Origin of the sequence: Salinibacter pepae (assembly GCF_947077775.1) — a bacterium.
GTDB classification, from domain to species: Bacteria; Bacteroidota; Rhodothermia; order Rhodothermales; family Salinibacteraceae; genus Salinibacter; species Salinibacter pepae.
The window spans coordinates 264,402-276,867 of sequence record NZ_CAMTTE010000001.1 but is presented as its reverse complement, the minus strand read 5'-3'; the positions used below and the strand labels follow the sequence as shown (position 1 = coordinate 276,867).

The 12,466-nt window shown below is 68.0% G+C and carries 12 protein-coding genes; 4 read left to right on the top strand and 8 right to left on the bottom strand.

Annotation, left to right across the window (positions count from 1 at the left end):
- Nucleotides 1-91: 91 nt before the first annotated feature.
- Nucleotides 92-376 carry a hypothetical protein gene (locus OJA40_RS15350; RefSeq protein WP_263809838.1) on the bottom strand — a complete coding sequence of 95 codons (285 nt, stop codon included), beginning with the start codon at nt 374-376 and terminating at the stop codon, nt 92-94.
- Nucleotides 377-384: 8 nt separating this feature from the next.
- Between OJA40_RS15350 and OJA40_RS15345 the strand changes: the two genes are divergently transcribed.
- Nucleotides 385-537: a hypothetical protein gene (locus OJA40_RS15345; protein ID WP_208426672.1), complete on the top strand. Its 153-nt coding sequence runs from the start codon at nt 385-387 to the stop codon at nt 535-537.
- A gap of 62 nt (nt 538-599) precedes the next feature.
- Here the strand turns inward: OJA40_RS15345 and OJA40_RS01210 are convergent, their stop codons facing one another.
- Entirely contained in the window at nt 600-1,409 is an 810-nt protein-coding gene (locus tag OJA40_RS01210) for a DUF3047 domain-containing protein (RefSeq protein ID WP_208426659.1), read from the bottom strand.
- A gap of 378 nt (nt 1,410-1,787) precedes the next feature.
- Between OJA40_RS01210 and OJA40_RS01205 the strand changes: the two genes are divergently transcribed.
- Complete coding sequence (locus tag OJA40_RS01205; RefSeq protein WP_208426660.1) at nt 1,788-2,345, top strand: plastocyanin/azurin family copper-binding protein; 558 nt, start codon at nt 1,788-1,790, stop codon at nt 2,343-2,345.
- 620 nt (nt 2,346-2,965) lie between these two features.
- Nucleotides 2,966-4,516 (top strand): YifB family Mg chelatase-like AAA ATPase, encoded by a 1,551-nt coding sequence (locus OJA40_RS01200; RefSeq protein ID WP_208426661.1) that lies wholly within the window; start codon nt 2,966-2,968, stop codon nt 4,514-4,516.
- Between the two features lie 215 nt (nt 4,517-4,731).
- Here the strand turns inward: OJA40_RS01200 and OJA40_RS01195 are convergent, their stop codons facing one another.
- The 6 genes from OJA40_RS01195 to OJA40_RS01170 all read right to left on the bottom strand — a co-directional run bounded on the left by OJA40_RS01195 (nt 4,732) and on the right by OJA40_RS01170 (nt 11,942).
- Nucleotides 4,732-5,139: an ExbD/TolR family protein gene (locus OJA40_RS01195; RefSeq protein WP_208426662.1), complete on the bottom strand. Its 408-nt coding sequence runs from the start codon at nt 5,137-5,139 to the stop codon at nt 4,732-4,734.
- A gap of 47 nt (nt 5,140-5,186) precedes the next feature.
- Nucleotides 5,187-5,924, bottom strand: coding sequence for a MotA/TolQ/ExbB proton channel family protein (locus OJA40_RS01190; protein WP_208426663.1), 738 nt, complete (start codon nt 5,922-5,924; stop codon nt 5,187-5,189).
- A 30-nt stretch (nt 5,925-5,954) separates the two neighbouring features.
- A complete protein-coding gene (locus tag OJA40_RS01185) occupies nt 5,955-6,794 on the bottom strand; it encodes an SPOR domain-containing protein (protein WP_208426664.1) in 840 nt (279 codons plus the stop codon).
- 24 nt (nt 6,795-6,818) lie between these two features.
- Nucleotides 6,819-7,025: an HU family DNA-binding protein gene (locus OJA40_RS01180; RefSeq protein ID WP_208426665.1), complete on the bottom strand. Its 207-nt coding sequence runs from the start codon at nt 7,023-7,025 to the stop codon at nt 6,819-6,821.
- Between the two features lie 121 nt (nt 7,026-7,146).
- Nucleotides 7,147-8,844: a hypothetical protein gene (locus OJA40_RS01175; protein WP_263809837.1), complete on the bottom strand. Its 1,698-nt coding sequence runs from the start codon at nt 8,842-8,844 to the stop codon at nt 7,147-7,149.
- An 86-nt stretch (nt 8,845-8,930) separates the two neighbouring features.
- Entirely contained in the window at nt 8,931-11,942 is a 3,012-nt protein-coding gene (locus OJA40_RS01170) for a tetratricopeptide repeat protein (RefSeq protein ID WP_263809836.1), read from the bottom strand.
- A 223-nt stretch (nt 11,943-12,165) separates the two neighbouring features.
- On the opposite strand from OJA40_RS01170, the gene OJA40_RS01165 reads away from it, so the two are divergent.
- The gene (locus tag OJA40_RS01165; RefSeq protein ID WP_208426667.1) at nt 12,166-12,402 is read left to right on the top strand and encodes a hypothetical protein; all 237 of its coding nucleotides are present in this window, start codon (nt 12,166-12,168) and stop codon (nt 12,400-12,402) included.
- Nucleotides 12,403-12,466 lie beyond the last annotated feature (64 nt).

Genomic DNA, 12,466 nt, shown 5'->3' with positions numbered 1-12,466 from the left:
ACGGACGAGCGGCCACGGACGAAGAGCGTCCGCACGCGGATTACGCCCATTCGGGGTCTGGTCACGGCCATGGTCATGACGGAGAGGGGCATCACGCCCACCACGTCGAAACGGTGCGCACTGGGTGGCGGAGGAGCTGAGCCTGGACACCGTGATTGCGGAGGTACCGCCCGACGAAAAGAGCGCCGTGATCGCGCAGCTGCAGGCGGAAGGCAAGCTCGTGGCCATAATGGGCGGCGGCGTAAACGACGCCCCGGCCCTCGCCCCGGCCGATGTGGCAGTCGAGACCGCCGACATCGTCCTCGTGGAGAACGACCGGCGCGAGGCGGTGGACGTGATCCGGCTCGCGCAGGCCGCCCGCCGCGAGATGATCCAAAACCTGTGGTGGCCACCGGCTATAGCGTCGTCGCCCTCCCGTTGGCCGCGGGGGCACTGGCCACGGTGGGCATTCTCCTGAGTCCGGCGGTCGGGGCCGTCCTGATGAGCCTGAGTCCCGTGGTTGTCGCCGTCAACGCCCGGTACCTTACGCTCGACTGAGAGATGGCCCCTGGCCGGCTCTGGACCGCCGGGGCGGGGGCTCCACACCGGCCGGGCGTAGATCAGTCGGGCAGGCTCAATCCGTCGATCTCGATGTCCTGAACGGAGCGGGGCTGCCGGGCGACGATGTCGCCGTAGTAGGCCGTGGCGGCCTCGCCGGTGTTGTCGGTGTCGGTCATGATGGCGACGCCGTCGATGGGCGGCGGGGATTCTCCAAACGCCCGGCGGTAGTCCACACGAATGTCCCGCTGCTCCCGAACCCACGTCCCCACCTTCGTCGAGCCGCTCTCGACGGGAATCATCTGCACCCAGTCCGTGAACGCGTTCGGGAGAATGGTGTCCGGGGCGACCCGGCTTGCCCAGACGTAGTTCAGGGCCCGAGTCGGGACCTGGTCGTACCCGAGGGCCTGGAGGGCTTCGTACTTGGCGCGATCGACCAGGCCAAAGTTGCTCGGGTCGTAGTCGAAGGTAACGTAGAGCCGAGCCGGATAGTCGTCCCCGTCTTTGGTTCGGGCGTCGCCCTCGTCGAGCACGTTGGTCACCTTCCACCGCCAGGACAACACCGGGTACCGCTTCGGGTCGAGGGTTAGCGTGCGCCCCAGGCCCGCGGCCCCGCCGTCGCTGACGGCCCGAACGACCGCGGTGGAGTCGCCCCCGACCGGTCGTTCAACAAGCCGGTACCGGGTCTCCGTCTCTACGTCCCCGAAGCGGACAGTCTGCCACCCGGATGGATGCCCGTCGGGGGTGGCCTCGGCAGTCGAAAAGCGCCCGATGTACTGCTGCGGGGGGGCGTGCGTGGCGAAGCCGACCATCAGGCCAATGGCGCAGAGGACGAGCGACCAGCAAGCGGGCGAACGTAGGACTGAGATCATCAACCTCACAGGTGTGGGGGCGAGGTGCGGACGACTGTGGACGATTTGCTTGTGTGGGGACACCCACCACGCAATGTTAATCCGACTGGGCGCACGTGCACTTCCCCTGCAAATGGGAAGTGTTGAACAAAGACTACGGCGACGTTGAGTCCCTGTCTCGATGCCCTTGCGCGTGTGAAACCTTAATCTACCAATTCACCTTACTGTCGTGAAGAAAAAGGGCCGAAGCGCGTCTGGCCCCAATCGGTCTTCGTGGTCGAGTAAACTACTTTTCGTGGTGTCTTAATCACGGGTAGGACCCCGTGACTGCAGCGGGCTTTCAAGGCGTAGAGACCTGACATCCTTCGGCTAGACCCTAAACTAAGTTTTTGCATCACTATGGCAAATGAACAGGACGTTTCGCGACGTGATTTCTTACAGCGCCTGAGTGTGGTCGGCATTGCGGGCCTTGGCGCCGGATCGCTGGTATCGGCCTGCGGGGGCGGGGGCGGCGAGGAAGGCGGCTCCCCCTCTGGGTCCACGAGCCAGGCGTCCGGGCAGTCGAGCGGGGGCGGCGCCCAGACGGTGACGATCCACCCGCAGGGCAATCAGATGAAGTACAAGGAAACCGAGTTCGAGGTGCCGGCGGACACGGAGATTGAGCTGGTGTTCGAGAACACCGCATCGAGCCCGTCGATGCAGCATAATGTGCTCGTGATGAACAAGCCCCCGGAGCAGGGCACCTTTAAGGAGGTGGGACAGGCCGGCGTGCAGGCGGGCGCATCGAACGAATATGTCCCCGACCACCCTGCGGTATTGGCGGCCACGGACATCTCGAAGCCGGGCGAAACGGTATCGGTGACGTTCACGACGCCGTCGGAGTCGGGCGAGTACGGCTACGTATGCACGTATCCGGGCCACTGGGCGACCATGCAGGGCACAATGATCGTGACCTAAGACCGGCCCCGCAGGTCCGTGGATGCGGGCCTGCCTCGAAGATTCAACTCTCCGGGGGGACACACTCCTGCAGTTGTCGATGTCCCCTCTGAGGACGCCGGCACGGGGCGCATCCCCGCGCCCCGTGCCACGGCGCCTCTGGTTCATGCAGTAGGCCCAGCGATTCCCCCTGCATAGGCGGCTGGGCGACAACGCGTTGAGCCCCGCCAGCCATGACTTGGCGAGACCCGGTTGTTCCGTCAATCTCCGTACGGGAGCGCCCGGACGGGCACTCTTGTCATGGTGCCGCAACTTGGACCCCCCACGAGTAAGACTGGGGGTCGATCAAATCCCACTGGGCCCGTCGCACGTTGGGGGCTCGGGAAGGGAACCACGATCTCCCCACTGGATCCAGATTGAACGGTCGGCCCGGGCGGCCCCTTTCCGGATGGCAGCGGGGCATGAATCGGGGTGAGGGGAAATTCATGCGGACGGCGGTGGGGCGGACACCGAGGGCACCCGTCTGGCTGCGGCCCAGAAACGCGACGGCGCAGGCCGTGACGGGCGAACGTTATGCCCCGTGATGCCGATGTGTCTGTGGACCCTGCCCGCCGTCCCCGAACCGACGCCCCCGGCGTCCCATGTTGAGCCAGGTCTGGAGTAGCACGACGCACGGTGTCGAGGCCCTGCCGGTCGAGCTCGAAACGAACGTCGCCTCCGGCATGCGGGGCCTTTCGGTCGTGGGCCTCCCGCGGGCGGCGGTGCGGGAGAGCTTCGACCGGGTGCGCGCCGCCCTCGAGAACAACGACGTCCCCGTAGAGTGGGGACGCATTACCATCAACCTCGCGCCGGCGGACGTGCCGAAGGAAAGCGCGGCGTTCGACCTGCCCATGGCGGTGGGCTGGGTGGCCGCCAGCGGCACCACGGTCACTGCGGACGTGCTGGACCGGTACTGGCTCACGGGCGAGCTGGCCCTGGACGGCACCGTGCGTCCCGTGAACGGCGTGCTGCCGATGGCGATGAAGGCGCGGGAAGAAGGATACGAGGGCGTGCTCGTGCCCGCCGAGAACGCCGCGGAGGCCGCCGTGGTGGACGACCTCAGGGTCTACCCGGTGGAGACGGTCACCGACGCATTTGACATTCTACACGATCCCCACGGCCCGGCGGCGCCGGAGCCCTACACGAACGACCTGGACGCGATCTTCGACCAGGCACGCCAGTACCGACGCGACCTCAGCGACGTGCGGGGCCAGGAAAACGTAAAGCGCGCCCTCGAAGTGGCGGCGGCCGGGGGCCACAACGCCCTCATGGTGGGCCCGCCCGGCTCGGGCAAAACCATGCTCGCCCGCCGCATGCCCACGATCCTGCCGCCGCTCAGCACCGACGAGGCGCTCGAAACGACCAAGATTCACTCCGTCAGCGGCGAACTCGCGTCCGACCACGGGATCCTGGCCACGCGTCCGTTTCGGGCCCCGCACCACACCATTTCCGACGCGGGCCTCTGTGGGGGCGGTGCCCATCCGACCCCCGGCGAAATCTCCCTCGCCCACAACGGCGTCCTGTTCCTCGACGAGCTGCCCGAGTTTCAGCGGCGGGTCCTGGAGGTGCTCCGCCAGCCGATGGAGGAGGGGCGCATCACGATTAGTCGGGCGGAGACGACCGTCACCTACCCGGCCCGTTTCATGCTCATCGCTTCGATGAACCCGTGCCCGTGCGGGCACCTCAACGACCCGAATCAGGAGTGCGTCTGCACGCCCGCCCAGGTGCAACGGTACCTCGGCAAGATAAGCGGGCCCCTCATGGACCGGATCGACCTGCACGTGGAGGTGGCGCCGGTGGACTTCGATGCGATGAGCGCCGAGCGGACCGGTGAGTCGTCCACTGCCGTGCGAAAGCGGGTGGTGCAGGCCCGAGAGCGGCAGTCGGAGCGGTTCGGGGCGGTGGAGGCCCTCTACAACAATGCCCAGATGGATGCCCAGCGGGTGCAGGAGCACTGCTCGCTCAACGATGCGGGGCAGAACCTACTCCGCACGGCGTCCGATCGCCTCGGCCTGAGCGCGCGGGGCTACACGCGCATCCTGAAGGTGGCCCGGACCGTCGCGGACCTGGAGGCGAGTGCGTCCATTCGGCCCGCCCACGTTTCCGAGGCCATTCAGTACCGCTCCCTGGATCGGGAGTGGTGGCACGGATGAGACGCCGAGTGTCCGAAGGGAGCCATCTTCTCGTCGCCAACCGGTGATCAAGTGCCACTTCGGTGTTTGGCACAGACGTGGGCACCAGACCCATACGGCCCCTCGGCTGACGTCCCGAAACCGACCACGACTGCCGTCAGTCCCCTCGACCGCGGCGTGATCACACGTTCGGGGCGTGGATCGGCGAGAGTACGGGTCAAGAACAAGCGCCACAGCTACCGCGACTGCCCGGCCCGTTCCGTCGCCACGAGTACGCGCATGTTCAGGGCCTGCGCCGCGGACGCAACCGTGGCGAACTGGCCGATGCGGGCCGCCTGGTCGGCCCGCATGATGAGGAACTGCTGGTCGGTCCGGCGGGCGCGCAGCTCGCTCACGAGGCGCCCCTGCGGCACCGGCGAGCCGGCCACGTAGTAGTTGCCGTCCTTCGTGAGGGACACGGTGATTGACTGCTCCGACACGGGCGAGGCGCTGTCGACCTGCGGCAGGTTCACCTGGATGCCCATCTGCGGGATGAAGCTCGAAGTGAGCAGGAAGAAAATCAGGAGCAGCAGGACGACGTCCGTCATGCCCGCGAGGCTGAAGGTTGTCATCGGCTCGCGGGACGGGGAGAAGTCGAGCGGCATGGCGGTGCGGGCGGTTGGTCAACGAGCGGGGCGGCGCAGGCGCAGGTTCACGACGGCAGCTCCTCGGACCGCTCCGGCGAGACGGGCTCCTGCAGTAGGTCGATGAAGTCCGTGGCGGAGCGCTCCATGTCGTTCGACAGGCGCCGGATGCGCCCCATGAGGTAGTTGTACGAGAAGAGCGCCAGGATGCCGACCAGCAGGCCCGCCGCGGTCGTGATGAGGGCCTCCCAAATCCCCCCTGCCAGTACGGAGGGGTTCACGTTCCCCTGCAGGTTTTGAATCTGCTGAAACGCCCGGATCATGCCGACCACCGTCCCGAAGAAGCCGAGCATGGGCGCAATGCCGGCGATGCTGGCGAGCAGGTTCGTCCGCTTCTCCAGGTCAAAGGTTTCGTGCTTGCCCGCGGCCTGCACGGCGTCTTGAATCTCGGAGATCGGCCGCCCCAGGCGCTCGAGGCCCTGCTGCAGAATGCGGGTAATGGGCACGTTCTTCTCCTCACAGTACTGGATGGCGGCCTCGACGTTGCCGCTGCGCACGAACTCGCGCACCCGATCGGTAATGGCCTCGGGGTCGGAGGCGGCCTGTCGGATCGTGATGAGCCGCTCCACCAGCAGGTAGATGGTGAGCAGGGAAAGCAACACCAGTGGCACCATCACCCATCCCCCCAGCACCAGAATATCGAGGAGGGAGGAGGCCTGCCCCGATGCGGTTTGGGTGGTGTCGAGGGCCGTGGTGTCCACCTGTTGAGGGAGGACGGTCGCGGCGGTCAGCAGAGCAGAAGGCACAGGGGCGAGATGGGGTCGGTTCGAGAAATGCTATTCGAGGCGGTGGGTCCACGCGTCCGACGGGAGGGCATCGGCCCGCTCGGTGAGGACGCGTTCGGCGGTCGACTCGGAGGCATACCGCCCAATCGTCACGCGGTACCACGTCGTATTGTCCACCGTTCCGGACACGACGGCGACGGAATCGAACCGGGAGGCATACCGGTCCGCGGCCTCCTGTGCGCCGTCGCGGGAGGAGCTGGAGGCCACGACGATGGTCCAGTCCCGAGCGTCTGAGGCCTCGTTCTCGGGGACCGTCGAGTCGGCAGACTGGGCGTCAGAGGCGGAATCCGTGGTGGTGTTACGCCCGGTCGGGTCGGCCGGCGTCTCGGTGGCCGTGGAGGGCGGCGAGTTCTGGGTCGGGCCCAACACGTTTGTCTGGGTGACCACGAACCATCCGGCTCCAGCAAGGAAAAGAGCCGTGAGCACGCCACTGAGGATCGTGAAAGAGTCCGGGGAGCGGGGGGCGGCGTCGGGCTGTGCCGGGGGGCGGTCCTGCGCGAGGTCCTCGTCCTGATCGGCGTCCGACGCCGGGGACGGCGCGGCCTCCTCGGAAGGATCCGGGGCGGCGGATGCGTCGGACTCGGCTTCAGGAGAGAGGGCCTCCGCGGAGAGGCCCTCGTACGGCCGATTGACGCGCCGTTGCAGTGCCGGGCTGGGGGCGAAGGTGAGGGCGTCGCCGTCCTTCCGAAACGTGCCGAGTCCGGACAGCTGAACGCCATCGGACGCGGCGCGCTGGCGGAGCTCCTCCACCATGGTGCTCAGCAGGGGGCGGACCTGGTCCTCCGGAATGTCGAGCCGCTCCGCGAGGAGGGGGATGATGGATGTGGGCATGGGGGTCTGCAAGTGATGAAGGAGTCACGCGCCCGGTTCTGGGGTGAAGACGACCTCGTTGCGGGGCGGGGCGAGACGACGAACGCCGTCCTCCTCCTGCACCCCGCTCGGGCGGTGCTCAACGGAAAACGTGCCGAGGCCCGGCACCTCTACGGCGTTTCCGGTGTCCAGTTGATCCTGGACCGCGTCGGTGAACGCCTCGATGACCTCTTCGGCGGAAGGGGACTCCATGACGAACGTGGGAGAATGAATGAGCGGGAGTGGTCCAAAGGTCACCCTAAAAATACGTTCGTGGGGCGCAACATAAAATCCGGGGCCTGAGGACGCCGGTCCCCGACGCGTCCGGACTGGGTCACCATTGCAGCCGCAGGCCCACCGAGAGCTCGGCGACGGGCTGCGGATAGTTCGCCCACAGGGTTGGTGCGTCCGGCGAGAGCTGCTCGGCGCGGGCCACGAGCTCGAGGTCCGCCCCCACGGCGTAGGTACCTTCGAGGTCGACGGAGACGTATGGGTCAAGCCGAACGGTGCGGGCGAGGCCGGCGTCGCGCGGTCCGTGAAACTCCCCGTGGGCCTTCAAAAAGCCGTCGCCCCCTGCGAATGAGACCGCGACGAGGGCGTCCGCCGTGACGGCGGCAAAGTTCGGAATGGGGCCGTCCACGTCGGGAAGCGTCCCGTCCCGCACCGACAGGCCCAGGGAGGCCTGCACGCCGTCGACGCCCTGCAGGGCCACCTCGCCCCGTCCTTCCAAAATGCGGGCGGCATCGTACCGAACCCGATACAGCTCCTGGTAGGCGCCCTGGCCGGCGCGGTCGAAGTACCGGTAGGTTGGGGCATACCGGTACCCCGCGGCGGCCTTCATCCGCACCGGGCCGCGCGTGAGGGTGAGGCCCCCCTCCGCGTGGGTCGTTTCGAGGGTGGGGCGGAGAGAGGGGGCGTGCTGGGCGTACGGATTTGTGGCGTAGAGCGCATCCAGGGCCGTATCGCCGAGGCGAGGCTGATTGCGAAGGAAGAGGCGAGTCCTCGTGCCGAGTCGCCACTCGGCATCCACGACCGGCGCGACGAAGGTCGCTTCAACGGAGCCTGCGTTTGGCTGAGTCGGCTGGGCGGGCGTATCGAAGGCGAGGACGGCGGCGCCGGCCTCGACAGACACCGACTCGATCGGGGAGTGTGAGACCGTGCCGCTGACGTCCGCGTCGTAGGCGGTTTGGGTCTGCGGGTCCTCCCCCAACCACGATCGTCGGTACTGGGCCTGCACGCGGGGCCGGTAGCGAACCGGGGCCGTCGCCGATCCACGGAGGCCCACCTGTTGTTGGCTGTAGGTCTGCTCCGAGGTGGCAGGATCGAAGTGAGAGGTGTATTCGGTGTGGTCGTAGCGCACCGCCGCCCGGGCCGGGGCATTCGGGGATGTGCGGCGGACCTGCACCGCGCCGCCGGCCGAGTGGCTCTCCCGGTCGGGGACCTCGGCGACGGAGGGCCGGGTGGGGGCGGCGCCGTGGAGGGCGTACCGCTGCACATTGCCGTGCGCCGTCGCGTCGACCCGAACAGCGTCCTGCGTATGTTGAAGACGCACGCGGGCCTCGGCGACGTCATCGTTCGGGTCCGCCTCGGTGCCCGTGTACGCGCCGCGCAGGGAGAGGCGGCTCCGGGGCGACACCGGCACCCCGACCCGGCCTTCGAAGAAGCGGCTGAAGTACCGGCCGCTGCCGCCCTCCAGGTAGCCCTGAGCCGGTTCGGCGGTGGGGGCCATCGACGACGCGACCGTTTCGGGAACCGGCAGGCGCTCGGGAAGGCCGTCCAGGGGCTGGTCGTAGGGGCCGGTATACGGCCGATGGTCCGGCGGCACGGTCGGGACTGCAGGGGGCGTCGCGAAGCCGGTCAGGGGCTGGCGCTCCAGGGAAGGAAGGGCGATCTGGCGCTCGCCCCGAATTTCGATCTCCCGCGGAGCAATCTCGGGAAGCTGTGTCGTGTCGGTCTGCTGGGCCTGCACGGGCGAGGCGATCAAGAGGAGGACCATCCCGGTGAGGCAGAGGCCGATGAGACGGGAACGCATGGGCACGGGTCCGAGACGAAGGGTGCGCATACGGGAGAGCCAAGAAGAGATTACAGCGAGAGTGAGAGGCGGGAGGCGACGGCCCGCTACGATTCAATTGCCTGTTGTTCGTCCCGGGCCGTTTCGGCAAACGGAGTGCCGCCGTAGGTCTGTTGCACCTCGTCGTACAGCTGAACGGCCTGGCCGGTCTCGCCCTGGGCGCGGTAGGCCCGGGCCTGTTCGAGCAGCGCCCGGGCCTCCCACTCGGGGTGTCCGGCGAAGAGGGACGGCATGCGCTCCAGTTCACGGATGGCGGTCTGGGGATTCCCCTGCCGCCGGAGCTGCCGCCCGAGGCGGTACAGCGCCTCGGCGCCGGTTTCCCCGTCCGACGCCCGAATGACACGCCGGTAGAGGTCGAGCGCCTCGTCGGTGCGTCCCTGCTCCTCTCGAACCCGCCCGAGGCCGAGCCGCGCGGCATTTCGGAGGGGGCCCTGGGGCTCGGCCTCCAGAATCTGGGACAGGAGGGTGTCGGCCGCGCTGGTGCGGCCGAGCCGCAGGAGGGCCTGACCCTGGCCGTACCGGGCCTGGGCACGCAGCTCGTCCCGGGTGTCGTCCTGCTCGGCGGCGGTGCGGTAGGCCGCCGCGGCCTGCTCGTTGGCCCCCTCCTCGAGGTAAATTTCCCCGAGACGAAGGCTGGCATCCGAGAGGTATTCGCTGTCGGGGTACTGGTCCGTGAGTTGCCGGAGGTAGTTTTTGGCCTCCTCGTACTGGTCGGTGTCGGCGTACAAGAGCCCGAGATAGTAGTACGCGTCCGGCACGCGCGCCGGGGTGGAGGTGGTGCGCACAAACGTGCGGAAGAGGCGGAGGGCCCGCTTCGAGTCGCCGCGCTGGTACGCGGCCCGGGCCCGGTGGTAGCGCAGGCGGTCCTCCATGTTGGCGTCCGGCACGCGGTTCGCAATCGCCGCGATGAGCGTGTCGGCGCGATCCTGTTGGCCCGCGGCGTTGAGGGCAAAGAAGAGGCTGGAGGCCGCCTCACTGGCGGAGGGGCTTTCGGGATAGGTTTCGAGGACGGCGCGGTAGGCCTGCACAGCGTCCTTCATCTCGCCCGCGTTGTAGTGGGTGTCCCCGATCGCGTACTGGGCCTCGGCGGCACGGGCCGTCTCGGGGTAATCTTCGAGCAGTTGAGTGAAGGCGTCCCGGGCGGCCTCGTAGCGCTGTTCCTGGAAGTGAATGTCCCCGAGGCGGTACAGCGCATCGGGGCGGAGGGGACTGTCGGGAAAGTCCTCGACGAAGCGACGGAGGCGATCGCGGGCGGCGCCCGGCTGGCCCGCGTAGTACAGGGCCCGTCCTCCCTGGTAGAGCGCGTACTCGACGCCTTCCCCGTCGACGCGGTCGTACGCCGCCCGGGCGTCGTCGTACCGCTTGAGGGCAAAGTAGCAGTCCGCCAATCGAAGGCGGGCGTCCTGCCGGTACGGGACGTCGGATGTGGAGTCCCCGTCGTACACGTCCAGAAACCGGCGAAACGACCGGGCGGCGGGCTCGAAGCGACGTTGCTTGAAATACGTCCAGGCAAGGGCGTACCGCGCGCCCGCTCGCTGCGGTGCGTCCGGGCTGGTGTCGAGGTATTTCTGGAATTGTCGTCGGGCCGCTCCGTATCGCTCCCGCTGATAGAACGTATCGCCCCCCCAGAAGAGCGCCTCCTGGCCCCGGGCCGTTTCGGAGTGTGCGTCGGCGAGGGCCCGGAATTCCGTCCCCGCCTCGCCGTAGCGCCCGTTGCGGTACAGGGACCATGCCTTTTGAAACCGCACCGTGGCGGTTACCGATTCGGGAGCGGCCCCCCGATCGATCGCCTCAGTATACGCATCTAGGGCCGAGTCCAGATTGTCGGTCGCCAGGTAGGCGTTGCCGAGCCAGTAGAATGCCTCGCCGCGCGGCCCCGCCGACGAGGCCTGTTGGGTGGCGGCGCGGAAGGCCGAGGCCGCTCGGTCGTATCGCTCCTGTCGGTAGTGAAGCAGGCCGACCTCGTACCGGGCCGCGGTTGCCAGCGGACCCGCCTCGGCCCGATCGAGGAAGGTGCGGTATCGCTCCAGGGCATCCGCCCGGGCACCGGTGAGGGCTCGACTCGCGGCCTCGTAGTACGTCGCCCTGTCGGCGAGCGGATGGTCCGCTGCGCGCACCGCCGCGAAGGCCTCGGCGGCCGCCGCGTGCCGCCCCGCGTTGTAGTGCTGCCATGCGAGCCCGTAGCGGGCAGGAGTCGTGTACGAGCTGTTTGGCAGCTCCTCCAGAATCAACCGGTACTGCGTTGTGGCGTCCTCTCGGCGCCCGAGGGCACTGTACGTCTCGCCGAGCAGGAACAGGGTGCGGGCGCGGGCGGGGCCGGTGAGGTCGGGAAGGCGTCGCTGCAGCTCCGTGGCGGCATTCTCGTACTGGCCGACCCGGTAGTACACTTCGCCCAGAATGGTGCCCAGGTTTTCCGAAAACGGGGCGTCCGGAAATTGCTCGCCGAGCCGCTCGAACGAGGCCGTGGCCCGGTCGTAGCGCTCCAGTTGCACCTGGGTGACGCCCCGGGCGTACAGGGCCGCTGGGGCCAACTCGGCGTCGGGGTAGCGCGAGTAGACCTGTTTGAAGTAGGGGAGGGCGGCGTCGGGGTTGCCCTGATTCTGCTCCGTCCGGCCCAGGAGGTAGAGGGCCCGCGCGCCCTCGTCCGGGCGATCGGGGGCCGTCGCGATGGTTTGGAGTTGCGACTTGGCCCGGTCGGGATTCCCCTGATCCAGGTAGTACTGCGCCAGCCCGAGCCGGGCGGTTCGGGCCCGCGGGTGCGACGGGTACTCGCGCTGAAGCCGGCTGAGCAGGCGTCGGGTGCCGGCGTCGTCTCCCTGCGCCAGGGCGGCCCGCGCTTCCAGGTAAAGGGCCTGCGGGGCCGCGACGTGGGACGCATGGGCCTGTCGAAACGTAGCGAACGCCGTAGCCGCGTCCGGATAGAGCTGCTGCTCGTACAACTCCACCGCCCCCCCAAATGCGTTCGCCGGCCGAGGGGCCTCCCGTTGGGCCCGGGCCGGGGACAGGGCCGTCCCCGCCAGCACGCAGAGGAGAAGAAATCGACGCCAGTGGGGAATCATTTTTGAGGTGTGCGAGTCAAATCCGAATGACGACGCCGAAACGAAAGTTTGAGGCCGGGTCCTCGGCATGACTCTCTCCTACGACACGAACCGAGGGCGGTTCGACCCGGAACGAGCGCCCTAGACGAAAGTCGCCGCCGGCGCCTTCGTTCCCACCCGGTTACTCAGAAACTTCTAAATCCACTCCGTCTCAACCCCTTTTCTCCCAAGCGATTAGACGCCCATGCCTAATCCTTCGACTGATCCTGCGCCCGGTGATTCCCCGACGTCTTCGGGGGCTCCCTTCGAGGACCCCGATCCCTCATCTTGGGATCAGGCGGATGAGATGGAGATGCCCGGCGGCCTGTCGTCCTCCCTCGCGACGGACATGGCCCGTTCGTGGGTGCGGCAACACCAAAAGGCCACGATGATCGGGGCGTTCGGCGTCGGCGTGTTCGTCGGGGTGATGCTCCGAGACTGAAGGAGCCCAGCCGGGGCGTGCGTCCAAGAGACCTTGGTCCCCGGCTCCCGTTCAACTTCACTTC

What these genes read in the sequence shown, in the direction of transcription:
- OJA40_RS01170 (WP_263809836.1), bottom strand. Translation starts at nt 11,942, where the DNA reads ATGATTCCCCACTGGCGTCGATTTCTTCTCCTCTGCGTGCTGGCGGGG.
- OJA40_RS01205 (WP_208426660.1), top strand. Translation starts at nt 1,788, where the DNA reads ATGGCAAATGAACAGGACGTTTCGCGACGTGATTTCTTACAGCGCCTG.
- OJA40_RS01210 (WP_208426659.1), bottom strand. Translation starts at nt 1,409, where the DNA reads ATGATCTCAGTCCTACGTTCGCCCGCTTGCTGGTCGCTCGTCCTCTGC.
- OJA40_RS01200 (WP_208426661.1), top strand. Translation starts at nt 2,966, where the DNA reads ATGTTGAGCCAGGTCTGGAGTAGCACGACGCACGGTGTCGAGGCCCTG.
- OJA40_RS01175 (WP_263809837.1), bottom strand. Translation starts at nt 8,844, where the DNA reads ATGCGTTCCCGTCTCATCGGCCTCTGCCTCACCGGGATGGTCCTCCTC.
- OJA40_RS01165 (WP_208426667.1), top strand. Translation starts at nt 12,166, where the DNA reads ATGCCTAATCCTTCGACTGATCCTGCGCCCGGTGATTCCCCGACGTCT.
- OJA40_RS01185 (WP_208426664.1), bottom strand. Translation starts at nt 6,794, where the DNA reads ATGCCCACATCCATCATCCCCCTCCTCGCGGAGCGGCTCGACATTCCG.
- OJA40_RS01195 (WP_208426662.1), bottom strand. Translation starts at nt 5,139, where the DNA reads ATGCCGCTCGACTTCTCCCCGTCCCGCGAGCCGATGACAACCTTCAGC.
- OJA40_RS01180 (WP_208426665.1), bottom strand. Translation starts at nt 7,025, where the DNA reads ATGGAGTCCCCTTCCGCCGAAGAGGTCATCGAGGCGTTCACCGACGCG.